18 protein-coding genes and 1 pseudogene are annotated in these 26,477 nt (G+C 71.5%); 9 read left to right on the plus strand and 10 right to left on the minus strand.

Annotation, left to right across the window (positions count from 1 at the left end):
- The first annotated feature begins 28 nt into the window (after positions 1–28).
- The 4 genes from JYK02_RS12890 (at position 29) to JYK02_RS12905 (ending at position 5,304) form a co-directional block, all read left to right on the plus strand.
- Entirely contained in the window at positions 29–1,117 is a 1,089-nt protein-coding gene (locus JYK02_RS12890; RefSeq protein ID WP_207051228.1) for an SGNH/GDSL hydrolase family protein, read from the plus strand.
- Between the two features lie 154 nt (positions 1,118–1,271).
- Complete coding sequence (locus tag JYK02_RS12895; RefSeq protein ID WP_207051229.1) at positions 1,272–2,087, plus strand: DUF481 domain-containing protein; 816 nt, start codon at positions 1,272–1,274, stop codon at positions 2,085–2,087.
- A gap of 25 nt (positions 2,088–2,112) precedes the next feature.
- Positions 2,113–3,705 (plus strand): AbgT family transporter, encoded by a 1,593-nt coding sequence (locus JYK02_RS12900; protein ID WP_207051230.1) that lies wholly within the window; start codon positions 2,113–2,115, stop codon positions 3,703–3,705.
- Positions 3,706–3,741: 36 nt separating this feature from the next.
- Entirely contained in the window at positions 3,742–5,304 is a 1,563-nt protein-coding gene (locus JYK02_RS12905) for a leucyl aminopeptidase (protein ID WP_207051231.1), read from the plus strand.
- Positions 5,305–5,317: 13 nt separating this feature from the next.
- On the opposite strand, the gene JYK02_RS12910 is transcribed toward JYK02_RS12905, so the two are convergent.
- The 4 genes from JYK02_RS12910 to JYK02_RS12925 all read right to left on the minus strand — a co-directional run bounded on the left by JYK02_RS12910 (position 5,318) and on the right by JYK02_RS12925 (position 10,617).
- Positions 5,318–6,661: a DUF2254 domain-containing protein gene (locus tag JYK02_RS12910; RefSeq protein ID WP_207051232.1), complete on the minus strand. Its 1,344-nt coding sequence runs from the start codon at positions 6,659–6,661 to the stop codon at positions 5,318–5,320.
- Between the two features lie 32 nt (positions 6,662–6,693).
- Positions 6,694–8,181 (minus strand): aspartate ammonia-lyase, encoded by a 1,488-nt coding sequence (locus JYK02_RS12915; RefSeq protein WP_207051233.1) that lies wholly within the window; start codon positions 8,179–8,181, stop codon positions 6,694–6,696.
- 87 nt (positions 8,182–8,268) lie between these two features.
- Positions 8,269–10,143 carry a bifunctional metallophosphatase/5'-nucleotidase gene (locus JYK02_RS12920; RefSeq protein WP_207051234.1) on the minus strand — a complete coding sequence of 625 codons (1,875 nt, stop codon included), beginning with the start codon at positions 10,141–10,143 and terminating at the stop codon, positions 8,269–8,271.
- A gap of 72 nt (positions 10,144–10,215) precedes the next feature.
- Positions 10,216–10,617 (minus strand): hypothetical protein, encoded by a 402-nt coding sequence (locus JYK02_RS12925; RefSeq protein ID WP_207051235.1) that lies wholly within the window; start codon positions 10,615–10,617, stop codon positions 10,216–10,218.
- 216 nt (positions 10,618–10,833) lie between these two features.
- On the opposite strand from JYK02_RS12925, the gene JYK02_RS12930 reads away from it, so the two are divergent.
- The 4 genes from JYK02_RS12930 to JYK02_RS12945 all read left to right on the plus strand — a co-directional run bounded on the left by JYK02_RS12930 (position 10,834) and on the right by JYK02_RS12945 (position 15,625).
- Positions 10,834–12,684: a glycoside hydrolase family 15 protein gene (locus tag JYK02_RS12930; RefSeq protein WP_207051236.1), complete on the plus strand. Its 1,851-nt coding sequence runs from the start codon at positions 10,834–10,836 to the stop codon at positions 12,682–12,684.
- Positions 12,685–12,863: 179 nt separating this feature from the next.
- Positions 12,864–14,288, plus strand: coding sequence for an RtcB family protein (locus tag JYK02_RS12935; RefSeq protein WP_207051237.1), 1,425 nt, complete (start codon positions 12,864–12,866; stop codon positions 14,286–14,288).
- Between the two features lie 128 nt (positions 14,289–14,416).
- Complete coding sequence (locus JYK02_RS12940; RefSeq protein ID WP_207051238.1) at positions 14,417–15,013, plus strand: hypothetical protein; 597 nt, start codon at positions 14,417–14,419, stop codon at positions 15,011–15,013.
- 129 nt (positions 15,014–15,142) lie between these two features.
- Complete coding sequence (locus tag JYK02_RS12945) at positions 15,143–15,625, plus strand: DUF1993 domain-containing protein (protein ID WP_242588724.1); 483 nt, start codon at positions 15,143–15,145, stop codon at positions 15,623–15,625.
- Here the strand turns inward: JYK02_RS12945 and JYK02_RS12950 are convergent.
- Positions 15,573–17,537, minus strand: coding sequence for a 2,3-oxidosqualene cyclase (locus tag JYK02_RS12950; RefSeq protein WP_207051240.1), 1,965 nt, complete (start codon positions 17,535–17,537; stop codon positions 15,573–15,575). The two genes, JYK02_RS12945 and JYK02_RS12950, sit on opposite strands and share 53 nt — an antisense overlap.
- On the minus strand, positions 17,537–18,583 hold the full coding sequence (locus tag JYK02_RS12955; protein WP_207051241.1) for a squalene/phytoene synthase family protein: 1,047 nt from the start codon (positions 18,581–18,583) through the stop codon (positions 17,537–17,539). Before JYK02_RS12955 ends, JYK02_RS12950 begins: the two co-directional genes overlap by 1 nt.
- Positions 18,584–18,640: 57 nt before the next feature.
- On the opposite strand from JYK02_RS12955, the gene JYK02_RS12960 reads away from it, so the two are divergent.
- Positions 18,641–20,170 (plus strand): FAD-dependent monooxygenase, encoded by a 1,530-nt coding sequence (locus tag JYK02_RS12960; RefSeq protein WP_207051242.1) that lies wholly within the window; start codon positions 18,641–18,643, stop codon positions 20,168–20,170.
- Between the two features lie 131 nt (positions 20,171–20,301).
- On the opposite strand, the pseudogene JYK02_RS39625 reads toward JYK02_RS12960, so the two are convergent.
- From JYK02_RS39625 to JYK02_RS12975, 4 genes and pseudogenes are all read right to left on the minus strand, one after another.
- Positions 20,302–21,210 (minus strand): annotated as a pseudogene (locus JYK02_RS39625) (glycosyltransferase); the annotation flags it as partial.
- A complete protein-coding gene (locus JYK02_RS12965) occupies positions 21,207–23,489 on the minus strand; it encodes an MMPL family transporter (RefSeq protein WP_207051243.1) in 2,283 nt (760 codons plus the stop codon). The gene JYK02_RS12965 and the pseudogene JYK02_RS39625, both read right to left, overlap by 4 nt.
- A gap of 194 nt (positions 23,490–23,683) precedes the next feature.
- Positions 23,684–24,643 (minus strand): sigma-70 family RNA polymerase sigma factor, encoded by a 960-nt coding sequence (locus tag JYK02_RS12970; protein ID WP_207051244.1) that lies wholly within the window; start codon positions 24,641–24,643, stop codon positions 23,684–23,686.
- Positions 24,644–25,135: 492 nt separating this feature from the next.
- A complete protein-coding gene (locus JYK02_RS12975) occupies positions 25,136–26,440 on the minus strand; it encodes a phytoene desaturase family protein (RefSeq protein ID WP_207051245.1) in 1,305 nt (434 codons plus the stop codon).
- Positions 26,441–26,477 lie beyond the last annotated feature (37 nt).

Here is a 26,477-nt window from a genome sequence, read left to right on the forward strand (position 1 = left end):
CCCCGCGCCCCCGCCGGAGAGTCCTTCCATGACCTGGGTGAGCATCGCGGCGTCGGACGCGCGGGTGCGGTACGTGGGCCGGACGTACCGCTCCGCCGCGGGCGTCGTCTTCTCCCACCCGGGCGTCACGGTGCGCGCGCGCTTCTGGGGGGACGCGGTGCGGATGCGGCTGGACGACGCGGGCACCGGCGGCGACGTGGGGACGAACCACTTCGACGTCGTGGTGGACGGGGCGCCTGCGCGCCTGCTGGCGGTGCGGCCCGGCCAGGGCAGCTACGTGCTCGCCAGCGGCCTCCCCGTGGGCCTGCACACGGTGGAGGTCCTCAAGCGCACCGAGTCCCTGGTGGGCGCCAGCACGCTCCTGTCGCTGGAGGTGCACGGCGAGCTGCGGGAGCCGCCCCCGCGCACCGGGCCGCGGCTGGAGTTCATCGGGGACTCCATCACCTGCGGCTACGGCACCGACGTCACCTTCGTCCCGGAGTCGTCCTCCTCGAAGGTGCCTGGGTTCACGGCGAAGCACCAGAATCCCAGACGCGGCTATGGCTGGCTCACGGCGCAGCGCCTGGGCGCGGAGGCGGAGCTCGTCTGTTATTCGGGCCACGGCGTGTACCGCAACCTGGACCTGACCACGTCCGCGTTGATCCCCGCCCTCTACGAGCAGGCCGTCCCGGACCATCCCGCCGTCTGGGATTTCCCCAGCGGCTCGCCGGATGTGATTGTCCTCAACGCCGGCACCAATGACACGTTCGCGGGCAGCGGCACGCCCGCGTTCCTCCCGGACGAAGCGGCCTTCAAGGCCGCCTACCGCGGCTTCCTCGCGCGGCTCCGCGCGCTGCATCCGCGCGCGCACATCGTGTGCACGCTGGGCAGCATGACGGATGGCTTCAAGCGGATGGAGCAGCAGGGCGTGGTGAGGTCCGTGCACGTCGGCGACTGGATTTCGGAGCTGGTGGCGGAGCGCCAGCGCGACGGCGACACGCGAATCCACCGCCACGTCATGGCCGTGCAGAACCCCTTCGCCGACGGCGTGGGCGAGGACTGGCATCCCTCCGCCGCCACGCACCAGAAGATGGCGGAGTCGCTGGGCCGCTTCCTCCAGGACGTCGTCCGGCCCTGAACCGCCACGCATGAGCGACGGGGCGAGGGGGCCAACCCCTGGCATCCCGCCATGCGATTGCAGCACTCAGAGTGCGTGTCGAAGGTTGCGTGGAACCCGAGGAGGCCTCCGAGAACCACCGAGGCCGGCAGGCTCCTCCTTCCACAGGGCATGTATGAGTCCCGTCCTCTTCCTCTTCGCGGCCCTGGCCCAGACACCCACGCCTCCTGACGACGCGGCGGATGCTCCCTCCGCGGCTTCCGTCGAGTCCGAAGCAGACGACGAAGAGGACGCGGGCTGGACGGGCTCCGTTGGGCTGGGTGCGTCCTTCTTCACCGGCAACAGCCGCGCCTTCACCCTCACGGGCGATGCCCTGGCGGAGTACGACTCTCCGGTGTGGGCGCTGACGGTGGAGGCGGATGGTGCGTACGGCAACGCCGCCGCCGAGGACGCGGAGGAGCGCGAGGTCACGGCCAAGACGCTGGGCGGCTGGGCGCGCGGTGACTACCGCTTCACGCCCCTGGTCAGCGCCTACACCTTCCTGGGCGCGCAGGCCGACCACCCCGCGAGCCTGGAGCTGCGCACCGAGGCGGAGCTGGGCGTGGGCCTCACGTTCCTCGAGCGGCACGAGGCGTCGAACGAGCTCCTGCTGCGCACGTACATTGGCGGCAGCTACGCGCGCGACCGCCGGTTCCAGTACTTCCCCACGCGGCAGAACCTGCCGGACGTGAACCTGTGGTCGCCCGCGGTGGGCGTGGCGTTCCGCTACGACATCAACGAACGGGTGCACCTGCGCGAGGACGCCCTGCTGCTGCCGGATGTCTTTGGCGACGCCCGCGTGCTCCTGGACTCCACCACGAAGCTGTCCGTGCACCTGACGGACCGCTTCGCGCTCACCACGTTCTTCGAAGTGCAACACGACAGCGCACCCGCGGCGGGAAAGGTCCGGACGGACACTTCGCTTTCGCTGGGAGGCGAGCTGACGCTCTGAGGGATTGGAAAGGAGCAGCACTCCCATGGCCAAAGCGGCTCATTTCGACGACATCGACGTCCCCGGCGAGACGAAGAAGAAGCGGAGCGCGACGCCGCCGAAGAAGAAGGGCATGGAGCGGGTGCTCGACACCATCGAGCGGGTGGGCAACAAGGTCCCCCACCCCGCGGTCATCTTCGTGGCGCTGATTGCCATCGTGATGGTGCTCTCCCACGTCTTCTACCGGCTGGGCGCCAGCGTCACCTACGAGGCCATCAACCCGGAGACGCACCAACTGGAGCAGACGACCACCGCCGCGAAGAGCCTGCTCACCGGCGAGGGGCTGCGCTTCATGTTCGCGGGCGTCGTCCAGCACTTCATGGACTTCAACGCGGTGGGCGTCATCATCGTCGCCATGCTGGGCGTGGGCGTCGCGGACGCGGCGGGCCTGGTGGGTGCGCTCATCCGCAAGCTCGTCGCCGTCGCGCCGGCCCGGGCCCTCACGTACATCCTGGTGTTCGTGGGCATCCTGTCGAGCATCGCCGCGGATGCCGGCTACCTGGTGCTGATTCCCCTGGCGGCGGCGGCCTACCTCACCGTGGGCAGGCATCCGTTGGCGGGGCTGGCGGCGTCCTTCGCGGGCGTCGCCGCGGTCTTCACCGTCAACATCCTGATCAAACCCCTGGATGGCATCCTGACGGAGATCACCAACGACGCCATCCACATCATGGCGCCGGACCGCTCCATCGACCTGACGGCGAACTTCTGGTTCTCCGCCGCGTCGGTGGTCATGCTGACCCTCGTCGTGTCGCTCATCAGCGACCGGCTGATTGAACCCCGGCTGGGGCCCTACGCGGGAGAGAAGCCCGCCGCGACGGGCGCGAAGCTGTCCCCGGAGGAGTCGCGGGGGCTGAAGTTCGCGTTCTGGGGGCTCGTGGGCGTCCTGGTGTTCTTCGGGCTGCTGGCGCTTCCTCCGGGGGCTCCGCTGCGCAACCCGGAGACGGGCGCGCTCGTGGGGGATTCGCCGTTCATGAACGGCCTCATCGTCGCCATCACCGTGCTGTTCCTGGTGACGGGGGCCGCCTACGGCGTTGGCGCCGGGACGCTCAAGAACAGCGTGGACGTCATCAAGGCCATGGAGAAGGCCGTCGCGGGGCTGGGCGGCCTCATCTTCCTGCTCTTCATCATCAGCCAGTTCATCGCCCTGTTCACCTACACGAACATGGCGACCATCGCGGCCGTGAAGGTGGGTGACGCGCTGGAGCACGCGGGCCTGGGCGCGCTGCCGCTGCTCATCGGGTTCGTGCTGGTCGTCGCCGTCCTGGACCTCATCATGACGGGGGCCATTCCCAAGTGGGCCATCTTCGCGCCCGTGTTCGTGCCGCTGCTGATGCGGCTGAACGTGGACCCGGAGGCCGTGCTCGCCGCCTACCGCGTGGGCGACGGCCCGTTCAATGCCATCTCACCGCTCAACGCCTACTTCGCGCTCATCGTCACCTTCGCCCAGAAGTACCAGAAGGACGCGGGCGTCGGGACGGTCGTGGCCCTGATGCTGCCGTACGTCATCGTCGTCTTCGCCGTGTGGATTGCCCTCCTGGTGGCCTGGCAGGTGCTGGGGTTGCCATGGGGGCTTGGGTAGGCCCGTCTCATTCGCCATCTTCCTCAGGAGGCTTCCATGTTGACGTCGTTCCATTCGCGCGCGCAGGCCGAGTTCCACCCCGCTCCCTCCATTGAACCCCCGGAGGAGACGAAGCTCGCCGTGTCGTCCTCGCTCCCCGCCAACGCCGGCTGCATCGGCGCGCTCGTGGGGGTGGATGAAGGGTTGAAGTTGAAGGACGCCCAGGTCGACCGCGCGTTCCTGAAGGCCGCGGGCTTCGAGGGCAAGGCCGGGCAGACGCTCGTCATCCCCCGCACGGACGGACCGCCCCTCGTCGCCGTCGGCGTTGGAGCCATCGCGAAGCTCGACGCGGGCACGCTCCGGGATGCGGGCGCCGCGTTCGCGCGGGCCGCGGGCAGGCAGCCGCACCTCGCGCTCCGGCTGCCGGACACGGTGGGCGTCCCGGTGGACGTCGCCGCGCAGGCGCTGACCGAGGGCGTGCTGCTCGCCCGCTACCGCTACCGGCCCTACAAGCAGCACTCGGAGCAGGAGCCGCCGCTCGAAGCCCTGACGCTCGTCACGGACTCGAAGGACACCGCGAAGGTCGAACAGGGACTGCTGCGCGGAGGCATCCACGCCCGCGCCACGATGTTCGCGCGCGACCTGGCCAACGCTCCCGCCACGCTGCTGACCGCCGCCCGCATGGCCGAGGTGGCCGAGTCCCTGGCCGAGCGCTGCGGACTCAAAGTCGAGGTCTTCGACGGAGAGGCGCTGGCCCGGCTGGGCTGCGGCGGCCTGCTGGGCGTCAACGCGGGCAGCGCGGAGCCGCCCCGGATGATCAAGCTGACGTACACGCCCGAGGCGAGCCGGCAGGGCCCTGTCACGGGCGTGGGCCGGGTCGCGCTGGTGGGCAAGGGCATCATGTTCGACTCGGGCGGCCTGGGCCTGAAGCCCAACGACCTGGTCCACGCCACCATGAAGGGCGACATGTCCGGCGCGGGCGCCATCCTCGCGGCGATGACGGCGCTCAAGTCCCTGGGCTGCAAGGCGGAGGTGACGGCTTACCTCATGTGCACCGACAACATGCCCTCGGGCACCGCCATGAAGCTGGGGGACGTGCTGACGGTGCGCGGCGGCAAGACGGTGGAGGTCATCAACACGGACGCGGAGGGCCGCCTGGTGATGTCGGACGGGCTCGTGCTGGCCACCGAGCAGACGCCCCGGCCGGACGCCATCGTGGACATCGCCACGCTCACCGGCGCCTGCCAGCGCGCGCTGGGCGTCCTGAGCGCGGGGGTCATGGGCAATGACCAGTCCCTCGTGGACCAGGTGCGCGGCGCCGGGGAGCGGACCGGCGACACCGTGTGGCAGCTCCCGCTGGACCGGCGCCTGCGCCCGGAGCTGGAGTCGGAGGTGGCGGACCTGAAGAACGTCGGCGGCGACAACGCCGGGGCCATCACCGCGGCCCTCTTCCTGGAGGAGTTCGTGGACGGCCTGCCCTGGGCCCACATCGACATGGCGGGGACGGCACGGGCCGAGCGCGACAACGCGTGGCGCAGCAAGGGAGCGACGGGCTACGGCACGCGCCTGCTCATCGACTTCCTCATGGGCTTCACGCCCCCGCGCCAGGGCCGCAACTGACAGAGGCGCGCCGTCAGTCCGGAAGCCAGTCCGCGCGGCACCGCTCGATGCGCGTGCGGCGCTCACCCTGGAAGGAGGCCCGGACGCGCTCCGCCTGGGTGAGCAGCCGGTGGAAGCGGTCGCGCTCCGGAGAGCCCTGGACGTCCGCGAGCACGCGGGCCAGCAGCGCGTGCGCCGCGGCGCGGTCCTGCGCGTCGCGCGCGACCAGGCCCACGGTGAGGGCCATCTGGAGCACCTCCTCCAGGACCTCGGGGTCGCCCCCCGCGTAGTGCAGGGGGCCGTCCACGGCGAGGAAGAGGTAGTCGCGCAGCCGCAGGGCCGCGAGCGAGACGCGCGCCCTGCCGTCGGGGTCCACGACGTTCCAGTCCCCCAGCGGCAGGCTCGCCAGCCGGCGCATCACCGAGCGGATCTGCTGGAGCGCCTGCCGCGCCGTGTACGGGTCGTTCGAGGACGAGGACAGGGCCCGGTTCGCCACGTCGACGAGGATGCGCAAGCCCAGGGCGGGGTCGCAGTCGGGCTCGCGCACCGGGGTGATGGCCAGCGTGTCCGCGAGGTCGCGGAGCACGTGCGCGTCCACGGGCCCGCGGCCGTCCCTCACCACCCAGCCGGCGACCTCCTCCCGGTCGATGTACTCGCCCACGGTGATGCCGATGCGGACCCGCACGCCCCACTTCCGGGCCCGCGCCGCGAGGGCCGGCAGGTCCACCTCCGCGAGGTAGCCCGACGTGGGCGCCACGAGCGAGGTGGCGTCCGCCGGCAGCCGCAGCGCCGCCGACGGGTCCAGCGGAAGCCGCTCCAGGCGGGCCTGGATGCGGCGCTCCGTCGCGGAGACGATGAGGTGCTGGACGAGCCCCAGGACGCGCTCCACCCGCAGGAAGCGGAAGGTGCGGACCAGGAAGACGATGAGCAGACCCAGCGCCACGAGCACCAGGACGATGGCCGCGGACAGCACGGGCCGGGGTTTGACGCCGGCGTCCTCCATGACGCCCAGCTCCCGGATGGCCGCCAGGAGGAAGCTGCTGGAGAGGGCGAAGAAGGGAATGGCCCGGCGCAGCGGCGCGCTCTTCAGGTAGATGGGCACCAGCCGGGGCGAGTACTGGTTCGCCGCGGACTGGATGACCGGCGCGTTCAGGGACAGGACCAGCGTCAGCACGGTGACCTGGAACCCGAGCAGCGTCCCCAGCGCGCCCCGCGTGTCGTCCAGGTCCCCCGGCCACGCGTGGCCCACCAGCGCCCAGCCGGTGTCGGCCTGCACACGCGCGAGCGCGGTTCCCAGCACCACGCCCACGCAAATCATGCCGCCCAGCACCAGCCAGTAGGGCTCGCGGAACAGCCGGCGCAGGCGGTGGGTGGGCATGGGGACTCGCGCTCCAGGCAGGTGCTGGCCGCCTAGTGCGTGCCCTCCTCGTCCTGCGCGGCCATCGCCTGGGCCCGAGTCAGCCGCTCCGGGGAGAGCAGCTCGGCCAGTTGCTCGCGCGTCAGCAGCCCGGCGGACACCACCAGGTCCGCGATGCTGGCGTTCGTGGCCAGGGCCTCCCGCGCCAGCCGCGCCGCCGGGGCGTAGCCGATGTGCGGCATGAGGGCGGTGATGATGCCCACGAAGGAGTCCACCTGGTGCGCGAGCCGCTCCTTGTTGGCGGTGATGCCCGTCACGCAGTTGAGCCGCAGCGTCGCCATGGCGGCGGTCATGTACTTGAGGTTCTCGAAGAGCACGTGGGCCATGACCGGCCCGAAGGCGTTGAGCTGGAGCTGCCCCGCCTCCGCGGCCATGGTCAGCGTCACGTCTCCCCCGGCGACCACGAAGGCCACCTCGTTCACGACCTCCGGGATGACCGGGTTCACCTTGCCCGGCATGATGCTGGAGCCCGCCTGCCGGGGCGGGAGGTTGATTTCGTGGAAGCCCGCCTGGGGCCCGGAGGCGAGCAGCCGCAGGTCGTTGCAGATCTTCGACAGCTTCATCGCGCTGCGCTTGAGGGTGCCGGACACCTCCATGAAGACGCCCACGTCGGTGGTCGCCTCAATCAGGTCCGGCGCGGTGACGATGGCCCGCCCGGTGATGTCCGCCAGGTGCTTGCGGGCCGCCTCCGCGAAGCCGGGGTCCGCCGCGATTCCGGTGCCAATCGCCGTCGCCCCCAGGTTGATCTCCCCCAGGCGGCGGGTGACGTCCGTCAGGCTCGCGTGGTCCTCGGCCAGCGTGACGGCGAAGCCCTCGAACTCCTGCTGGAGCGTCATGGGCACGGCATCCTGGAGCTGCGTGCGGCCAATCTTCACGATGCCCGCGAACTGCTGCCCCTTGTCGCGGAAGGCCTGCTCCAGGCGCTGGAGCTCCTCCAGCAGCCGCTCGATGGACAGCATCAGCCCGACCTTGAGCGCCGTCGGGTAGGTGTCGTTCGTGCTCTGGCTCCGGTTCACGTGGTCGTTCGGATCCAGGTGCGCGTAGGCCCCCCGGGGATGGCCCGCCAGCTCCAGGCCCCGGTTGGCGATGACCTCGTTGAAGTTCATGTTCGTGGAGGTGCCCGCGCCGCCCTGCATGACGTCCACGATGAACTGCTCGTGCAGCCCGCCGGACTTGATCTCCTCGCACACGCGGTCGATGAGCGCGGCCCGCTCCGGGTCCAGCGCCCCCACCTCCGCGTTCGCGCGCGCGGCGGCCTGCTTCACGCAGGCGTAGCCATAAAGCAGGTCGGGGTAGACGGAGATGGGGCGCCCGCTGATGGCGAAGTTGTCCAGGGCGCGGCAGACGTTGATGCCCCAGTAGGCCCCCGCCGGAATCTGGCGGGAGCCCAGGCTGTCCATCTCCGTCCGGGGCGGGGCGCCGTCCGGCGACACCGTCTGGGTGCTCTTCCTGAACGTCTCTTCCGCGCGTGGGTCCGCCATCCGCGGGAAGGTAGGGACACGGGAGGCCCGGTGGACGTGCCCTCCGGGGAGGAGGACCGTCCTCCGGGCGTCCCTTGTGGCCCTACGTCACTTCGCGGGTGCGCACTTCGCGGGACCGACCGAGGCCCCGAAGTACGGCGTGTAGAGGTCCGGCACGAGCGTGAAGTTGCAGGTGTTCACCGTGTCCGGCGACAGGTCCTGGTGCGCCCGCATGTAGCGCTCGACGTAGTCCCGCACGCCGTCCGCGGAGGACCACAGCAGGCGGCCCTCCTTGAACATGCTGTACCCGCCGCCGCCACCGCCGCGGTAGTTGTTCACCGCGATGCGGAAGACCTGGTCGTCCCGCACGTCCTGGCCCTGGAAGCGCAGGTGCGTGAGCCGGGAGCCCGCGGGCTTCGTCAGGTCGTAGCCGTAGTCGATGCGCGAGTAGAGGTCCCAGTTGTAGTCCGCGACGGAGGGCGTGGTGGCCTTCGCGTCCTGGGGCTTCGCGGGCAGGTTGGCCGCGTCCAACTGCTTGAAGTACAGCGTGTTCATCTCCAGCGCGCGGCGGAGGATGGAGCCGTTGATCTCCATCACGTAGAGCGTGTTGTCGTAGATGTAGACGCTGTAGGCGTCACGCAGGGTGACGTCCCCCTTCGGCAGCGCGACGTCGTTGCTGAACAGGGCGGTCGCGGACAGGTCCACCGGGAACCCGGCCTCTTCCGAGGCCTCTTCCTGCACGGTGTTGAGCAGGTCCCCCAGGGCACTGTCCACGTAGCGTCCGGGGAAGCCGCCCGTGAAGGCCGCGGTGGTGCTGCCGATCTTCTGGTTCACGTAGGCCACCGTGGTGTCGTGGTAGCTCTGGGTGAGCCCCTTGACGGTGGCGTCCTCCACCACCGTCTCGTCCACCGCGTGGAGCAGCGAGTCGTGCGCGTCCACGCCCCAGCGCTCGCCGTTCCAGGTGACGTTGAGCTGCACGTGGGCCAGGTGGCTGCCCCAGCGGTTGGGCTGCGTGAGGAGGACCTCGCGGCCCTGCGCGTTCTTCAGCAGCATCTTCGGGATGGGCTGGTGGGTGTGGCCGGTGAGGAGCACGTCCACGTCCGCCACCTGCTGGGCGATCTGCGCGGCCTCGTTCTCACCGGCGATATTGCCCCGGTCGGTCCACTTGGTGGCGTCCGCGTAGTCCGCGAGCCACGACTCGGGGAGGCTCGCGTTGCCGGTGGGCTGCTTGTCCGGGCCGCTGTGGATGGCCACCACCACGACGTCCGCGCCGGCCTGCTTCATCTTCGGCACGTAGAGCTTCGCGGTCTCCAGCGGGTCGTCGAAGCGCAGCCCGGTGATGTTGTCCTTGCGCTCCCACGTCGCCACGCCCGGCGTCACCAGGCCAAGGATGCCGACCTTCACGTCGCACACCGTGGTCATCACGTACGGGGTGAAGGCCTCGGAGCCGTCCGCGACCTTGCGCACGTTGGCGCCCAGCAGGGGGAAGTTCGCCTCGCTCTTGAACTTTCCGAGGACGTCCTGGCCGTAGTTGAACTCGTGGTTGCCCAGGGCCATGGCCGCGTAGCCCAGCTCGTTCATGGCGGTGGCCATGGGGTGCTTGGGCGCGTTGTCCACCAGGGCGTAGTAGGTGCCGAGCGGCGAGCCCTGGATGGTGTCACCGGTATCCACCAGCAGCGTGCAGTCCGGGTTCTTCGCGCGCTCCTGCTTGATGAGCGTGGCCACCCTGGCGAGGCCGCGCTTCGCGTCCGGCTTCCCGGTGAAGTAGTCCCACGGGAAGATGTTGGTGTGCAGGTCGCTCGTCTGCAGCAGCGTCAGCGTGCGCGGCGAGGTGTCCACCGGGGGCGGATTGGGAGGGGGCGGGTCGTCGTTGGAATCACAGCCGGCCATCAGCGAGCTGGCGCCCACGAGACAGAACGTGCCGGTGCGCAGCGCGCGCAGCAGGAAGGAGGAGCGGTTCAAGAGGCCTCGACCTTGAGCCATGCCGGAAGGGAATCTTCCGGAGGGGCGCGCACCCTACAGGCTCGCTCTGACATTCTCCCTGGAAATGATTGCTCAATCCTCGTCGGCGGTCGGATAGGCGGACACCGCCAGCGCGATGCCCTGGTCCGCGAACCACTGGACGTCCTCGGGTGGGAAGTGGATGGAGCTGGCGAAGTGCAGGGCGCTGCCGACGAAGAGGCCGAAGTCCACGACGCACGGGACGGACAGCTGCCGCAGCTCCATGAGCAGCGGGGCCAGCACCTCCAACTGCCGGCGGGCCGCGGCGACGGGCCCGTGCAGCGTGCCCTCCCCGTCCTCCACCAGCGTGAGGTTGAAGCCAGAGGTCGAATGTCTCCCCGACAGCCGCTGCTCCCCTTGAAGCCAGACGGCATCCGGGTGGCAATCCGGAAAGCGGTCCAGGACAGACGCCACATCGAACTCCGGGGCCTGGGCCCGCAGGACTGCCACCGTCATGAGAACACTCCCTTCCAATCCGCCCGCGCCTGCCATCCCGGAGCAGGCCCTCGAGGTTCATATCGCAGCCCGGGCGGGAGCGGCTTCGTTGGCGCTCCCGCACTGTTCAGGCGCACGACCCGGGTGGCCCCCGCCCGCTGCCCTCCCCGCGATTGCATCAGGGGGGCTGGTACCTACCTTTTTCCTGGACCCCCACCCCAGGCCGAGAGGCATGCCATGATTTCGACAGAGACGACGCCGCGGAAGAGCGAAGCCCCCAGGACCGGATGGGGGAGCAGCCTCCAGGCGGAGCCGGGCCCGCTCATCGAGGACCACGCGCTCCTCGGAGACCTCTACACGGCCGCGCTCGTGGCCCGGGATGGCTCCATCGACTTCCTCTGCCTCCCGGACTTCGACTCGGACGCGTGCTTCGCGTCCCTGCTGGGCACCTCCGACAATGGCCGGTGGAAGCTCGCACCGAAGGCGTCCGTGCGCGAGGTGAAGCGCCGCTACCGGGGCAAGACGCTCATCCTGGAGACGGAGTTCGTGACGGACGAGGGCGCGGTGCGCGTCGTGGACTTCATGCCCATCCGCAAGGGAGTCCCCCACCTGGTGCGCTGGGTGGAGGGCGTCCGGGGCACGGTGACCCTGCGCTCCGAGCTGCGCCCCCGGTTCGCCAACGGCTTCACCCTGCCCCTCATCGCCAGGAGGGATGGCGCCTCCTCCGCTGTCGCCGGGCCGGACGCGGTGTTCCTCCGGGGAGGCCTCAGCAAGGATCCGCCTGACTTCGAGTCGGAGTTCACGGTCAAGGCCGGCCAGCGGATCCCCTTCGTGCTCTCCTGGGCCCGGCCCTATGACGGCGTCCCCGCGGCGCTCGATCCAGAGGTCGCCCTGCGTGAGACGGAGGCCTACTGGGAGGACTGGGCCTCGCGGCTGCGCCTGCCCCCCCATCACCAGGACGTGGTCGTCCGCTCCCTGCTCACCCTCAAGGCGTGCAGCTACCAGCCCTCGGGAGCTCTGGTCGCCGCGCCCACGTTCGGTCTTCCGGAGACGCCCGGCGGAGAGCGCAACTGGGACTACCGCTTCTGCTGGATCCGCGACTCGGTCCTGACGCTGAACGCGCTCATGCGCGCGGACCTCATGGAGGAAGCGGGGGCGTTCGGGAACTGGCTGGAGGACGCCATTGGTGGCGCGCCGGACCAACTGCAGATCATGTACGGCATCCGTGGCGAGCGCCGCCTCACCGAGGTCACGCTGGACTGGCTGGCGGGTTACGAGGGGGCCCGGCCCGTGCGGATCGGCAACGGGGCCTACTCGCAGTTCCAGCTCGACGTGCTCGGCGAGTTCGCCGCGGTCCTCTACATCCACGCGCAACAGGCGGGCAAGATGAAGGAGCGCGCACAGAAGGCGCTCAAGATCCTCGCGAACCGCGTGTCCGAGGTCTGGACGGAGCCGGACCACGGCATCTGGGAGATGCGCGGCCCGAAGCACTCGTTCACCGCCTCCAAGGTGTCGGCGTGGATCGTCATCGATTGCTGGGTGCGGGCCATCGATCAGTACGGCCTGAAGGAGGACAAGGCGCCGTGGGTGGAGCTGCGGCAGACCATCCACGATGAGGTGTGCAGCAAGGGCTACGACGCCCAGCGGGGCACCTTCACGCAGTACTACGGCTCCAAGGGCGTGGACGCGAGCCTGCTCATCATCGCGCTCAGCGGGTTCCTCCCGCCGGAGGATCCCCGCATCGCCGGAACGGTGCGGGCCATCGAGGAGGAGCTGATGCCGGAAGGGCTGGTGCTGCGCTACCGGACGGAGGAGAGCGTCGACGGCCTCGCGGGCGAGGAGGGCGCGTTCCTCGCCTGCTCCTTCTGGCTCGCGAACACCTACCAACTGATGGGGCGGACCGAGGACGCGTGGAGGCTCTTCGAAAAGCTGGTGGGGCTCTGCAACGACGTGGGGCTGCTCGCGGAGGAGTACCTGCCGAAGGAGCGCAGGCAGATTGGCAACTTCCCCCAGGCGTTCAGCCACCTGGCGCTCGTGAACAGCGCCTACTTCCTCGACGGAGGAAGCAGGGCGACGATGTATTCCTAGACGCTTCCCCGTAGCGCCGCCCCGTCCCGCCCCTGGCCTTGTCAGGCCGCGCGGGCCGGGGCGTCCCTGCGGGCGCGGACGCTCCGGCGTCCCGACCGCGGCTGCTGACCCGAGGTCTCGAATCCATCGCTCACGTCCCCCGGGCCGCAAGTCCGCCCGGGTCAGATTCCGAGAAGGTCATGCAGCCGAACCTGAACCGGCTCCTGCGGGCACTCGCCCGCGAGGGGCTCGACGTCACCTACGACGGACGTGTGTACACCGTCCGCCTCCAGACCCATCCCCATGCTCCGCCCGCCGAGGTCCTGCTTCCGCCGGACCTGCCGGTGGAGGGCAAGGCGCTCCAACAACTCGCGGCGCTCGCCGCGCTTCACCATCCCAACGGCGGCCGCGTGAAGCAGGTGCGCGCGACGCCAGACTTCCATCCGGGCGACTCCGGGGTGGCCATCGGGTCGGTGGTCCACACGGAAGGCCTGGTGGTGCCCGGCGCCGTGGGCACGGACATCAACTGCGGCATGCGCCTGCACGTCGCGGACATCCCCGTGGACGCCTTCCTCGCCCGCCGCGACGCCTTCGTCGAGCGGATGAAGGGGCACTGCTTCTTCGGCACGCGCGACGTCCCCCAGGGCTCGCGCGCGCTGGAGGCGCTGCTGCGCGACGGCCTGCCCGGCTGGCTCCAGGAGACGGTGGAGCAGCCGCTGGGCATGGCGGCCCGGGTGGACCTGGGCCAGTTGGACCGCGAGTCCGGGCGCGTCCACCTGGGAGGCGCGCTGGAGGGCGACCCGGCCTGGGCGCCCACGGGGCTGCGGCGCGAGGGCGTGGTGCGGGACCCGGGGCTGGCCACCATTGGCGGCGGCAACCACTTCGTGGAGGTGCAGCGCGTGGAGGCCGTGGTGGACCGCGCGCGGGCCTGGGCATGGGGCGTGCGAGAGGGCCAGCTCGCCTTCATGGTGCACTCCGGCTCGCGGGACATGGGCAAGCACGTGGGGAGAGCGTGGCAGGAGCGGGCGCGGGCCGCGTGGCCCCCGGGGGCGGCGCACCCGGGGAGCGGCATCTTCCCGCTCGCGGATCCCGTGAAGGTGCGCGAGTACCTGAAAGCGGAGGCCACGGCGGCCAACTACGCCTTCCTCAACCGGCTGCTGCTCGCGGAGCTGGTGCGGCAGACGCTGCGGGAGCTGTTCGGGGACGTGGAGGCGCCGCTCGTCTACGACGTGCCCCACAACATCACCCTGCCCTGGGAAGGCGGCTGGCTGGCGCGCAAGGGCGCCTGCCCGGCCGAGGAGGACCAGCCGGTCATCATCCCCGGCTCCATGGGCGCGACGTCCTACCTGATGCGGGGGCTGGGCAACGCGAAGGCGCTGGCGTCGGCCTCGCACGGGGCGGGCCGGGCGCACTCGCGCTTCTCCCTGTCGCGCGGCGGCGCGAAGCACCGTGAGGAGGACCTGGGCCTCACGGGGGTGGACTGCATCGCGCTGCGGGCCGAGCGCCGCATCGAGGAGGCCCCCGCCGCCTACAAGCCCATTGGCCCGGTCATCGACTCGCAGGTGGAAGCGGACATCGTGCGGGAGGTGGCCCGGCTCAAGCCGCTGATGACGTTCAAGGCCTGATGGGCAGCTCGCCACCGCCCTGGGCCAGCTCGCCACGGATTGAGAGCCATTGGCGTCAGGGGCGTTCCGACTGTCATTGAGGCCCGGTACTCCTGGGCGCGTCTTCCACCCGCGTCCAGGAGTCACCCATGTCGAAGCGTTTCGTGTCCTACGCCATGCCGGCGGCCGCGCTGTTGCTGGGGGCCTGCGGCGGCCCTGAGACCCTCGAGTCCGAGGTCCCGGCGGAGCCGTCCGTGGCCACCACGGAGCAGGGCCTGTCCAGCATCACCATCAACGACTTCCCGCTGGCCTTCTACGTCCCGCCGAAGACGCCGGGAGGTGACGCGGACTTCGCCGGTCACGGCCCGCGGATGGCCCTCAACTTCGAGTTCGAGGTGCGCAACGCCAACGAGCTGTGGGTCGGCATGTTCATCTGGGGAGACGAAACGGGCGGACGGGACACCCATGTCTTCGGGGGCCAGTGGTACCACATCGCCACCACCGCGACGCCCATCGTGGGCGTGACGCCGGCGCCGTGGCCCGTCGCGGACTACTGGCAGGGCGCCGAATTCACCTTCACGTACACGGACTCGGGACACTACCAGGACGCCTATGGCTTCCCGCAGCTGTCGTCGAACACGCGCATGGTGCAGAACATCACCTGCGTGGGTGACACCTCGGGCGACGAGGCCGGGACGAAGACGGGCTGCTCGGCCGTGCTGCACGACCTGACCATCACCTTCTGACACCCCGCGTGAGCGCGGCGTGACGCGGGGCGTCCGGTTCGAGGGGGCCGGACGCCCCGCCGATTGGCTCGCGCGGCAACGGCGGTCCCGTTAGCTTGCGCGCCCATGTACTTCGAGACCTTTTCCCAGATGAAGAAGCAGCTCGGGCAGTTGGGCAAGTGGCTGGAGGCGGGCGCTGCCCATGCCAAGGCGAAGTCCTTCGACCCCAACCTCTACCTGGGCTTCCGGCTGGCGCCGGATCAGCTCCCGTTCGTCAAGCAGGTGCAGATCGCCTGTGACGCCGCGAAGCTGGGGGCCTCGCGGCTGACCGGCAAGCCCGCGCCGTCGCACGCGGACACGGAGCAGACGCTGGAGGAGCTCGGCGCCCGCGTCCGGTCCACCATCGAGTACCTGGACACGCTCACGGCGAAGGACTTCGAGGGCGCGGCCACCCGCGTCATCACCAATCCCCGGTGGGAGGGCAAGGTGATGAGCGGCGCGGACAACTTCCAGGAGCACATCATCCCGAACTTCTACTTCCACCTCACCCACACGTACGCGCTGCTGCGGCACAACGGCGTCAACCTGGGCAAGGCGGACTACCTGGGGACGCTGAGCCTTCGCGCGCCGTGAGGCCTGGGCCTGTCGCTTCCGCGAGCGACAGCGCCCACAGCGGGAAGATGCGCAGGTAGGCGTCGTAGTGGATGGCGCAGGTGCGGTTGAACACGCCGGCCAGGGGCTCCGGGGGCCACTGGCCGTGCGGCCCCTGGGTCGCGCGCAGCCACGCCACGCCCCTTCGTGTGGCATCGCTGTCCCGCTCGCCCGCCGCCACCAGTGCCAGCACGGCCCAGGACGTCGTCACCGCGTGGCCGGTGCGCCCCTCCACCCAGCGGCGCTCGCGGCAGGACTGGAGGGTCTCACTCCAGGAGCCGTCCTCGCGCTGGTGGGCCCCGAGGAACGTGACCGCCTTGCGCAGCGCGGGGTCCCTGGCACTCGCGCCCGCGGCCACCAGTCCGGTAACGCCGAACCAGGTGCCATAGCTGAAGCACACGCCCCACGAACCCTCCCAGCTTCCGTCCGCACGCTGCTGGCGGCGCAGGAAGTCCGCGCCCCGCGCGATGGCCCGTCCCACTGGCGCCTCCGGCCACGCGTTCCGCCACGCGGCCAGCGCCTGCACGCAGGCCGACGTGCACTCCACGTAGCTGGGGTCCACCATGATGCTGGCGAACACGTCCGAGGGATTGAACCGCTCCAGCCAGCGCGGGCCCCGCTGCCGCTCGTAGGTGGCCCAGCCTCCGTCCCGGTTCTGCAAGGACAGGATGAATGCCACCGCCTGCTCCAGGCGCTCGTGCGGCACGCGGTTGAGCCTGAGCGGCTGCAACAACAGACACGCCTTCAGTGCCTCCGCCGTGCAATCGCTGATGGGCCAGCCGTGCGCGCGCGTGCTGAAGGGCCACCCTCCCCGGCTCGGGTGCCGGTGGTGGCGCGCGGCGTCTGGCGAATCCTCCAGCACCTGCTGCGCTTCCAGGAAGCGGCCCGCGCGCTCCAGCGTGTCCCGCGCTCCAGCCGCCTCGCCGGACGCCACCAGCGCCTGCACCGCGAAGGCGGTGTCCCAGAGCTGCGAGGAGTTGTAGCCGTTGAACGTGATGCCTTCCCGGGTGTGTTGGAGGTAGTCCGGCAGGCGCTCCAGGTGGGCGCGCACCTCGGGGCCGTCCGGCCGCGCCACGTGCCACACCACCATGTCGAGGACCTTGTTGATGGGCCCGATGCAGATGGCGTGCGTCGCCGTGTCCTCCCCGCGAATCAACGCCAGGGACTCGTCCAGCGCGCGGGCCCGCAGCCGCTTCGAGTGGAAGCGCTCATACCACCCCAGCACCCGGTGCACGGCGCGCAGCCCCAGGCCGTGGGGCGTGTACGCATCCGTCCCGGCCACCCGGCCGCGCGCCGCCTTCCAGTCCACGTCCGCGTAGGGCTGGGGATACAGCTCGCGCCGCAGCTCGGCCAGCAGCGGCGTTTCCCTGGCGCGGACCCGGCGGCCATAGAGCCAGCCCATGGGCAGGTACACCATGCGGCAGTGACACCAGAGCCGCGACGGATGGAACGGCAGCGCTCGCGGCAGCAGCCAGAGCTCCGGCGGCACGGGCGCCAGGCCCGCGTAGTCGTAGAGCCCCAGCAGGGCGAGGACGAACTTCCCCCAGGACGCGCTGCCCCGCGGGCCGCCCCGGGGAAGGAACCACGCCCGCGCGCGGAGCAGGTCCGCGTCCTCCGCGCCGACGCCCAGCAGCCGCTGCGCGACGTAGTTGAGCACCGTCGTGAAGACGAGGCTGGGCGACTCCACGTCCAGCCCCCAGCCGCCGTCCGCGTTCTGGCGCGCGCGCATGTACGCGATGAGCCCGTCCCTCACGCGCGCGTCCGGCGAGCGGCCCATCACGTACAGCCCGGCCACGTACACCGGGGCCAGGAAGAGCGGGCCGCTGTAGTCCCCCTTCCAGGAGCCGTCCGCCTCCTGCGTCCGGGCCAGCACGTCGCGCGCGTGGCGAAGCATCAGAGCCGGGCCTCCATGCCGTGCCGGGGCGCTCGCGAGCACCAGGCGTAGAGCGCCCGCAGCGCCTCATCCGAGTCGACGTTCTCCTGCGTGAGCCGCATCAGCGCCTCCACCGTCTCCCGGCGGATCTTCACCGGCTCCGGTTCGAGCACCGCGGGGTTGCCCTCCAGCGCGTCCAGCGTCGCGGCCGCGAAGAAGAGCGGGTAGAGGCAGAACAGCCGCAGGCCGGGCTCCTCGCGCGGAAGGGCCAGGGAGTATTCGAGCGCGACCTCCAGCTCACCGCGCGCCACCGCCACCAGCTCGTCCATCAGCGCCACCGCCCGCGAGCGCAGGGACGGCAGGGCCAGCGTGGCGGGCGTGAGGCCATGCGCGGCCATGCGGTCCCTGGGCAGCCAGCAACTGCCCCGGTCCAGGTCCTCGCGCACGTCCTTCAGGATGTTGGTGAGCTGCAGGGCGCGGCCAAAGGCAGGCGCCCGCGACGTCAGGCCCTCCTGGCGCCAGGCCACCCGGGGTGAGCTGGCGATGAAGAGCCCGGTCAGCATCTCGCCCACGACGCCGGCCACGTAATAGCAATACCTGAACGTCGCCTGGAGGTCGGGCAGCCCCATCACCTGCCCGCTCCCGCCGTGCATCCGCTGCATCTGGTTCATCCCGCCGGTCATCGTGCGCACGCACCGGGCGATGGGCGGGTGGACCCAGGTGGGAAGCGAGGCCAGGGTCTCGAGCACCGTCAGGGTCTCCAGCACCAGCTCGGCCTCCGGGGCGGGCGCCTCGTCCCGCAGGGCGAGCCGCGCCCTCCGCGCGAAGGAACGGGCCTGGGCCTCCCAGCCCGGCCCCAATGACACCAGGGCGCCCAGCTCGTCGAGCAGCGCGGATTGGGATGGCGCGGGGGACTCGTCCTCCAGCGTGTCCGCGATGCGGCACAGCAGGTAGGCCACCGTGACCGCGAGGTCCAGGGGCTCGGGCAGCAACGGGATGTTGAGCGCGAACGTCCGGGAAACCCGGGGCAGTTGCGTGCGACAGAATGACGCTCCCTGCTCTTTCATGCCTGCCTCCTCTGCGTGCGATGCCGCGATTCAATGGCTAAGTAGTCAATGCCAGACATGGTGTCTGGGAACCCGAGCGGAGGCCACGTGGAGGACGCCGAGGTGGTGATAGCCGGAGGTGGGCCCGCGGGCTGCACGGTGGCGGCGGCGCTCGTCGAGCTGGGGTTGTCCGTCCTGCTGCTGGACGCGGGCGTGGACCGGCACAAACAGCTCGCGGGCGAGCTCCTGCACCCCGCCGGCATCCGGGACCTGCGCGCGCTGGGCTTCGGGGACGTCGTGGAGGGCTGGAAGGCCCAGCCCGTGCGCGGCTTCGCGGTGCGCTTCCATGCCCCTGCCCGCACCCTCGTCCTGCCCTACGGCCGGGGTGCCACGGGGCTGTCGCTGGAGCACGCCACGCTCACGGAGCCCCTGCTGGAGGCGGTGTCGCGGCGGCGCGGCGTCACCGTGCGCACCCGGGCCCGCGTGACGGCGGTGGAGCACAACGGCGAGCACGGCGTGCGCCTGCGCTACACGCACGCGGGCGCCGAGCACACCGTGCGCGCCCGGCTGCTCGTGGCCGCGGACGGACGCGCGTCGCCGGTGCGGCGGATGCTGGGCATCGCCGAGCACCACACGCGCCTGTCCACCATGCTGGGAGTGACGGTGGACAGCGCCTGCCTGACCCACCCGGACCACGGCCACCAGTTCGTGGGCGGCGCCGTGCACGCGCTGGCCTACGGCATCCAGCCCGGCGTGGCGCGCGTGATGGTGGACCTGCCCCTGGGCAGCACCGTCCAGACGCTGCGGGACAGGCCGGAGCTGCTGCTCGCCCTGCCCTCCAGTCTGAGGCACGCCGTCTGGCGGGCGCTGGAGCAACGGCCCGCCGTGCGCATGGCGTCCAACGACGACTGGCTGGCGGAGACCGTCTGGATGGGCAGCGCCGTGCTCGTCGGCGACGCCGCGGCGTGCTGCCACCCGCTCACCGCGAGCGGCATGGCGTCCTGCTTCCACGACGCCCGCGCCCTCCAGGAATCGCTGGAGCGCCACCCGGGCCACATCGCCCGCGCGCTGGAGCACTACGCGCACGCGCGGCGTCCCGCCCAGCGCACGCGCGTCGCGCTCGCGTCCGCGCTCTACAGCGCCTTCGCCGGACAGGACGAGGGCATGCGGGCCCTGCGCATGGGCCTGTTGCACTACTGGGAGCACAGCCCTCGCGGCGCGCGGGCCTCCATGGCGCTGCTCTCCTCCGAGGAGCCCCGCATGCGGGTGATGGCCCGCGAGTACCTGCGCGTCATCGCGCATGCCTTCGCCGCGATGCTCTCGCCCAGCGGCCCCGGAGGCAGCCTCCGGTCCGCCGGGCCTCTGTTGCGCTCGGCCGGGCCGCCCCTGCGGGGCACGGTGGCGAGCGCGGTGGAACAGGTGGGGAGCTGGCTGCATCGTCGCGTCCGCCGTCCCGTCTACACGCTGGCCCGCGCCGGCTGGGTTTCACCGAGGCGCGCCTTCGCGTCCAACCGGTACCCCCGGCCGCGCCAGTCCACCTGCCGCGACAGCCGCGCGGACAGCGCCACGCCGGCCCCCAGCAGCGGAAGGACCGCCGGCACCCAGTAGTGCCGGGGCGCCACGTCCGGCCCGTGGCAGGCCCGCTGGAGCCGCAGCTGGCTCCACACGCAGAAGCCGATGGGCACCGCCGCCAGGGCCGCCGTCTCCCAGGCCCTCCGCGCCACCGCCGCCGCCAGGCTGCCCCAGGACAGCCAGCTCACCCCGCCGCGCACCCAGTGCGTCCGGGCGAAGGCCCCCGGCAGCCCCGCCTCCGAGAAGAGGATCCACCGCCGGAAGATGCGCAGGAAGGCGCCCAGCTCCAGGTGCCCCGTGACGACGCGCAGGGGCGCGTGCACGACGCGGTTCTTCCACCCGGCCTCGTGCAGCCGGCGCCCCAGGTACATGTCATCCACGAACTGCCCGGCCGCGCAGCCCACGCCCCCGATGGCTGCGAGCGCCTCACGGCGGAAGACCATCAACTGCCCCATGATGAAGGGCAGCGCGCCATCCGGCTTTGCCGCGCACGCGACCGACGCGCCGTACCACGCGTTCACCAGCAGCCCGTAGCCCACGTCCCCCGCGAGGGGCGCGTCCGCCGCCGCGTAGATGGGCGCGAACGTGGCGCCCGTCCGGCCATCCTCCAGGAGGGCCCCCACCAGCGCCGTGAGCACGCCGGGCGTGGGCCGCGTGTCTGAATCGCTGAAGGCCAGGAGCTCACACCGGGAGCGGGCCACGCCCACCTGCATCGCGTTGAGCTTGCCGGTCATCCCTTCCGGAGGCTCGCCCGCGACCACCAGCTCCACCCGCTTCGCGCGCGTGGAGCGCGCGGCCACCTCCTCGCGGGTGGGGAGGAACGCCGGGTCCTCCTCGCTGTCGAAGACGAAGAGCACCTCCCACTCGCCGGGATAGTCCAGGTCCAGCAGCGCGCGCACGTTCGCTCGCGCGTCCACGTCCAGGCCGCGGATGGGACGGATGACCGTCACGGAGGGCGGCTCGAAGCGCCTCGAAGGTGGCACCGGGCGCCGTCGCAGGCCGGCCATCAATTCCAGGTGGCCCTGCACGAGCACGCCCAGCGCCGCCGCCGTCCACCCCAGGTTCCGCGCGTTCATGGCCGCACCTCCGTGCCGCGAGGCCCTGGCGCCCGCGCGTGCGAGCGCCGCCAGTGGCCCGGCCCCCACCAGTTGAAGTCCCCCATCAGCCGCATCATCGCGGGGACGATGAGCACCCGGACCAGCGTCGCATCCAGCGCGACCGCGATGGCCATGCCCAGCCCCATCGCCTTCACCACCACCACCGACGCCAGCGTGAAGGCCGCGAACACCGCCACCATGATGGCCGCCGCGCTGGTGATGAGGCCGCCGGTGCGCTCCAGGCCTTCGGCCACCGCGTGGGTGTTGTCGCCCGTGCGCAGCCACTCCTCGCGGATGCGGCTGAGCAGCAGCACCTCGTAGTCCATGGACAGGCCGAACAGCGCGCAGAACAGCAGGATGGGCAGCGACGGTTCGATGGGCCCGGGCTCGAAGCGCAGCAGCCGGTGCAGGTGGCCTTCCTGGAAGATGAACACCAGGGCCCCGAACGAACCGCACAGCGACAGCAGGTTCATCAGGAGCGCCTTCAACGGCAGCACCACCGAGCGCAGGAGCACGAAGAGGACGATGCACGTCATCCCCATCACGAACCCCACGGCCGCGGGCGTGTGCTGCTTCACGAAGGCCGCCGCGTCCACGTCCGTCGCGGTCTGCCCGCCCACCTGCCACCGGCCGTCCCCCACCGCGCGGTCCTCGCGCAGCGCGCGCACCAGGTTCCGGGCCTCGACGCTGCTGGGCGCCGAGGACGTCAGCACCTGCATCACCGCGACGTTGCCGGTGACGTACGCGGCGCGCGCGGCCTGGAGCTCCGGCGGAAGGAACTGGGGCGGAGCGGCGGCCATCCGTTGAACGGTCGCCCGGTCCATGCCGGGGACCAGGGTCACCGCGCTCTCCACGCCGAGCACCCCGGGCAGCGCGGCGATCCTCCGGCTGGCGTCATGAAGCGCGCCCGCGCGCTCCGGCGTGAGGGGTGTGCCGCCCGGGAACTCCACGGCCACCAGCACGCGGGTGGCGGCCTCGCGGGGAAACAGGCGGGCCAGGGTCTCCGCGCCCCGGCGGGCCTCGGTGCCCTCGGGCAGCGCCGTGATGTCCGTGGCCGCCAATTGCAGACGCCGGAACGGCAGCCCCATGGCCAGCAGCAGCGCCAGCGTCGGCAAGAGCACCCACCAGGGATGCCGCATCACCCAGGTGGCCAGCGCGTGCCAGCCCCCGCCGCGCCCCTCCGCGCGCGCGAAGGGCAGCCGCCCCCGGTCCACGCGAGGCCCCAGCCAGGCCAGGAGCGCGGGCAGCACGGTGAGCGCGAAGAGGACCGCGAAGGCCACCACCAGGGCGCCCCCCAGCCCCATGGCGCTCAGGTACGAGCCCCGGAAGAACAGCAGGCCTCCCAGCCCCACCGTGACCGCCAGTCCGGAGAACGCCACCGCGCGCCCGGCGGTGTCCAGGGTGCGCGTCAGCGCCTGCTCCGTGGAGAGCCCGTGGGCAAGCTCCGCGCGGAAGCGGCTCACGATGAAGAGCGAGTAGTCGATGGCCACGCCCAGCCCGATGAGCGACACCACGTTGAGCGTGTACTGGGCCATGTTCGTGACGTGCGACAACAGCAGCACGCCCGCCACGCCGCAGAGCACCGCCAGCCCGCCCACCACCAGGGGCAGCATGGCCGCGACCACCGTGCGGAACACCCACAGCAACACGAGCAGCGCCAGCGGGAACGACAGCAACTCCGCGCGCAGCAGGTCGTGCTCCAGCAGTTCGTTGAGCGCGGCCAGGAAGGCCACCTTGCCGGTGAGCGTCGTCTGGAGGCCCGAGTCATCCAGCGCCGCGCGCACGGCGGGGAACGCGGCGGTGGCCTCGCGCTCGCCGCCCTTGAGCCGCACCAGCGCCAGCAGGTCGTGGCCCGTCGGCGCCACGAAGCGGGCCCGGAAGGCCTCGGGCGCCCCGATGGGTGACACCACCGACGCGACCTCCGGCAGCCGCTGCACGCGCGACAGCGCGGACGTCACCGCCTGGGCGAAGCGCGGATCCTCCGTCGCCCAGGCGTCGTGGTGGAAGATGACCGCCAGGGTCTGGTCGTTGGACCCGGCGGCGGCGCCCCGCGCGAGCGACTCGGCCCGCGCGGCTTCGATGCCCTCGATGGTCCCGGTGGTGAGGTGCCCGCCCCGGAGCAGCGCCCACACCGCCGCGCCGAGGAGCAGGAGCGTGCCCACCAGCACCCGGCCCCGGTGCCGGAACACGCCCACCGCCAGCCGGGCGAACAGGGACGGCGCGCCCCCCGCTGATGAGTCGTCCCCCCGTGTCCCCATGCCCGCCCTCCGTTCGCTCGCCCCGCCGTGCACCCAGGAACTGGTGACGGGCGGAGCGCTTGGACAGGGGCTTCATCCCTTGGGGCCATGCGGGAGTGGACGGCACGGCCGCGCGCCTGCCCCTCCCTTCGGGCCTGGACCAGGATGGACTACTGGAAGGTCACCTTGCCCTCCCCATTTCCCAGAGGCTCAGGTCACTCCGGCACGGGCATGCGCACGCCCGCGAGCTTCCGCTCCTCCAGCACGGAGTGCAGCGCATGGATGCGTCCGTGCGCGTCCACGTCCACGCGAATCACGGTGTGCAGGGCCATGAGCGGGTCCTTCGCCGGAGGGTACACGGCGACGAAGGCGGGCAGTCCGTTGAGCATCCGGGCCTCCCACGCCACCGGAGCGCCACGCATCTCCATCAAGCGGCGGACGACGAGGACGACGCGCGGTGCCCCCACGATGGGCACCAGGGCCGCACGCACCTTGCCGCCTCCGTCCGAAAGGGCACGAGCATCGGAGGTCAGCAACGCCTCCGCGGCGGCGACGTCGCCCGTCATCATCGCCGCGAGGAACGCCTCCAACGCGGCCCGGGTGCGGGCCTGCAGCTCGCGCGTGGGCACGCAGCGGGACTGGTCATACGAGGCCATCGCCGCACGTGCGCGGTGGTGCACCACCTTCACGTTCGCTTCGCTCATGCGAAGCGCCTCGGCCACTTCCAGCACCGAGTAGTCAAAGACATCCCGCAGCAGCAGCACGGCCCGCTGCTTGGGCGACAGGGCCTCCAGCGCCAGCAGGAAGGCGAAGGAGACGCTCTCCAGCAACTCATAGCGCCCCTCCGTCGAGCCGCCACCGGGAAGCCGTGCCTCCGCCGAGGGAGGGACCTCCTCGTCGCCGGTCTCCACGGGCGAAGGCAGCCAGGGTCCGATGTAGCCCTCGCGCCGTCGCCGCCGCAGGTGGTCACGGGCCAGGTTCACCGCCACGCGGGTCAGCCAGGGCCGCAGGGTGTCCAGGCGCTCCGGGGGAGTCGCGAGCGCGCGAGCATAGACCTCCTGCACCAGGTCATCCGCGTCCGCCGCCACACCGGTCATCCGGTAGCAGAGCCCCCAGAGGAAGCGCTCATGCTCGCGTGCGGCCTGTCCCAGTGCCCCTCGCGCCTGTGAATCCATCCCGTTCAAGCCTCCACCGCGCATTGGAAGGGAGCGCCCAGGCCCAGGCCCTCGGACATCCCTCCTGTCTTCACGAATGAGAAGGTGAGATCCCGATTGCAGCGCCCCGTCAACGGAGCACCGCACAAACCTGTCCGACTGTCGGACAGGTTCAGAGAGCCATCCTGGCCAGCCCCCTCCGCGCCATCCGGACCGCGGAAACCTGCCCGACTGTCGGACCCGTTGGGAGAGCCGCGCTGGCCGGGCCCCTGCGCCATCCAGGCAGCCGAAACCTGTCCGACTGTCGGACAGGTTGGGAGAACCGCGCTGGCCGGGGCCCTGCCCCAGCCGGTCCGCGGAAACCTGTCCGACTGTCGGACCCGTTGGGAACGCGTCGGCCGGGGGGCCCTCCTGGATATCCGTGGGTCTGGTGCCTGCGCGTCCATGCCGTGGTCTCTCTCGGCGGTGAAGTGCTTACGCTGGGTGCCCTTCCCTCCTGTGCTCCCATTCAGCTCAAGCTCCCGCTACGCGACGCTGTGGCGTCGCGATGCGTTGCAGCAGGGCGTGCTCCACGGCTTCGGCGCTTGCCAGGGACGCGTCCGCGAGCATTCCCTCCGCGCCCACCCAGTCACCTACGCGGTACAGCCCTCCGAGGTGCGGCACCTCCACGGCGGGACGCCCCGCGAGTCCACCCTTGGCGGCCTGGGGCAGTCCGGCGCTGACGGTGAGTGACGGACGGAAGCGCCGCGCCACCAACTTCGCTCGCCAACCTGGCTGGAGCGCGTCCATCACGGCTTCCAGTTCGGACTCGCGGCACTCCGTGTCCGCTCCGCCCAGGTACTTGGCCACGTGCACCATCGCGCCTCCTTCCGGCGCCAGCTTCGCGGAGGCCGAATGCACCGACGCGTACCAGGGCCCGTCCACCCCCAACGCGAAGAACGCATCCGGCCTCGGCAGCTCCGACAACCCAAGCTCCAGCGTCGCGGCGTGAATGGGCACCGCCTCCCGCGCCTCCCGGGCCAGCGCCGCGTCCCCTGGCACGAGCGCCGCCACGTCCGCGGGACTGCCCGCCAACACCACCGCGTCCGCGCCTCGCACCGTGCCGTCCGCGAGCCGTACGCCTTCGACCTTCGTGCTCCCTTCCTGGAGGACGACGGACTCCACCCGCGTGGACAGCTCCAGCCGGACTCCGGCCTCTCGCCCCAGTTGCTCCACCGCGTCCACCAGGGTGCTCCAGCCACCGTCCACGTACAGCACGTTCGCCGCGGTCGCGGCCTGGAGCTGTCTCACCGCCGCCTCCGCGCTGAGGGCTTCCAGGTCCGCGCAGTACGTCGCCACGCGCACCAGCGCCGCGATGAGCGCCTGACTGTCCCTTCGTGCCAGGCGCGTCTCCAGCCACGCCCGCGTCGACAGGGGCCCCAGCGGCCCCGTGTCGATTCGCGCCAGCCCCGCCAGCAGCTTCGCCACCTCCAGCTTCCCGGCGAGCGACAGCACGTCCGTCGTCATGAGCGTCACCGGCCCGCGCGGCAGCGTGTGCAGCCGGCCCGCTCGCAGCGCGTGGGAGCCCGTTCCCACCGGCACACCGCCCTGGGGCTTCACGCCCAGGCGGCCCAGCACCCGCAGCGCCGCGCCCGCCCGGTACAGGGCATGCGGCCCCAGGTTGAAGCGGAAGCCCTCCACCTCCGTCGTCCGCGCCCGCCCGCCCAGGGACTTCGAGCGTTCGTACAGCGTCACCTCGCAGCCGCCGCGCGCCAGCAACGCCGCCGCCGTGAGCCCGCCCAGCCCTCCTCCCACCACGGCCACCTTCATCGCCTGCATGTCCGTCCTCCGTCCCGGCGCCCGGCGCATTCCGGGC

The sequence above is a fragment of the Corallococcus macrosporus genome (assembly GCF_017302985.1).
Lineage (GTDB): Bacteria > Myxococcota > Myxococcia > Myxococcales > Myxococcaceae > Corallococcus > Corallococcus macrosporus_A.

Excerpts from the sequence above, each read along its gene's own strand:
- JYK02_RS12940 (WP_207051238.1), top strand. The coding sequence starts at position 14,417 with ATGTCGAAGCGTTTCGTGTCCTACGCCATGCCGGCGGCCGCGCTGTTG.
- JYK02_RS12945 (WP_242588724.1), top strand. The coding sequence starts at position 15,143 with ATGAAGAAGCAGCTCGGGCAGTTGGGCAAGTGGCTGGAGGCGGGCGCT.
- JYK02_RS12930 (WP_207051236.1), top strand. The coding sequence starts at position 10,834 with ATGATTTCGACAGAGACGACGCCGCGGAAGAGCGAAGCCCCCAGGACC.
- JYK02_RS12905 (WP_207051231.1), top strand. The coding sequence starts at position 3,742 with ATGTTGACGTCGTTCCATTCGCGCGCGCAGGCCGAGTTCCACCCCGCT.
- JYK02_RS12910 (WP_207051232.1), bottom strand. The coding sequence starts at position 6,661 with ATGCCCACCCACCGCCTGCGCCGGCTGTTCCGCGAGCCCTACTGGCTG.
- JYK02_RS12925 (WP_207051235.1), bottom strand. The coding sequence starts at position 10,617 with ATGACGGTGGCAGTCCTGCGGGCCCAGGCCCCGGAGTTCGATGTGGCG.
- JYK02_RS12920 (WP_207051234.1), bottom strand. The coding sequence starts at position 10,143 with ATGGCTCAAGGTCGAGGCCTCTTGAACCGCTCCTCCTTCCTGCTGCGC.
- JYK02_RS12970 (WP_207051244.1), bottom strand. The coding sequence starts at position 24,643 with ATGGATTCACAGGCGCGAGGGGCACTGGGACAGGCCGCACGCGAGCAT.
- JYK02_RS12935 (WP_207051237.1), top strand. The coding sequence starts at position 12,864 with ATGCAGCCGAACCTGAACCGGCTCCTGCGGGCACTCGCCCGCGAGGGG.
- JYK02_RS12895 (WP_207051229.1), top strand. The coding sequence starts at position 1,272 with ATGAGTCCCGTCCTCTTCCTCTTCGCGGCCCTGGCCCAGACACCCACG.
- JYK02_RS12950 (WP_207051240.1), bottom strand. The coding sequence starts at position 17,537 with ATGCTTCGCCACGCGCGCGACGTGCTGGCCCGGACGCAGGAGGCGGAC.
- JYK02_RS12965 (WP_207051243.1), bottom strand. The coding sequence starts at position 23,489 with ATGGGGACACGGGGGGACGACTCATCAGCGGGGGGCGCGCCGTCCCTG.
- JYK02_RS12975 (WP_207051245.1), bottom strand. The coding sequence starts at position 26,440 with ATGCAGGCGATGAAGGTGGCCGTGGTGGGAGGAGGGCTGGGCGGGCTC.
- JYK02_RS12890 (WP_207051228.1), top strand. The coding sequence starts at position 29 with ATGACCTGGGTGAGCATCGCGGCGTCGGACGCGCGGGTGCGGTACGTG.
- JYK02_RS12915 (WP_207051233.1), bottom strand. The coding sequence starts at position 8,181 with ATGGCGGACCCACGCGCGGAAGAGACGTTCAGGAAGAGCACCCAGACG.
- JYK02_RS12955 (WP_207051241.1), bottom strand. The coding sequence starts at position 18,583 with ATGAAAGAGCAGGGAGCGTCATTCTGTCGCACGCAACTGCCCCGGGTT.
- JYK02_RS12900 (WP_207051230.1), top strand. The coding sequence starts at position 2,113 with ATGGCCAAAGCGGCTCATTTCGACGACATCGACGTCCCCGGCGAGACG.
- JYK02_RS12960 (WP_207051242.1), top strand. The coding sequence starts at position 18,641 with ATGGTGTCTGGGAACCCGAGCGGAGGCCACGTGGAGGACGCCGAGGTG.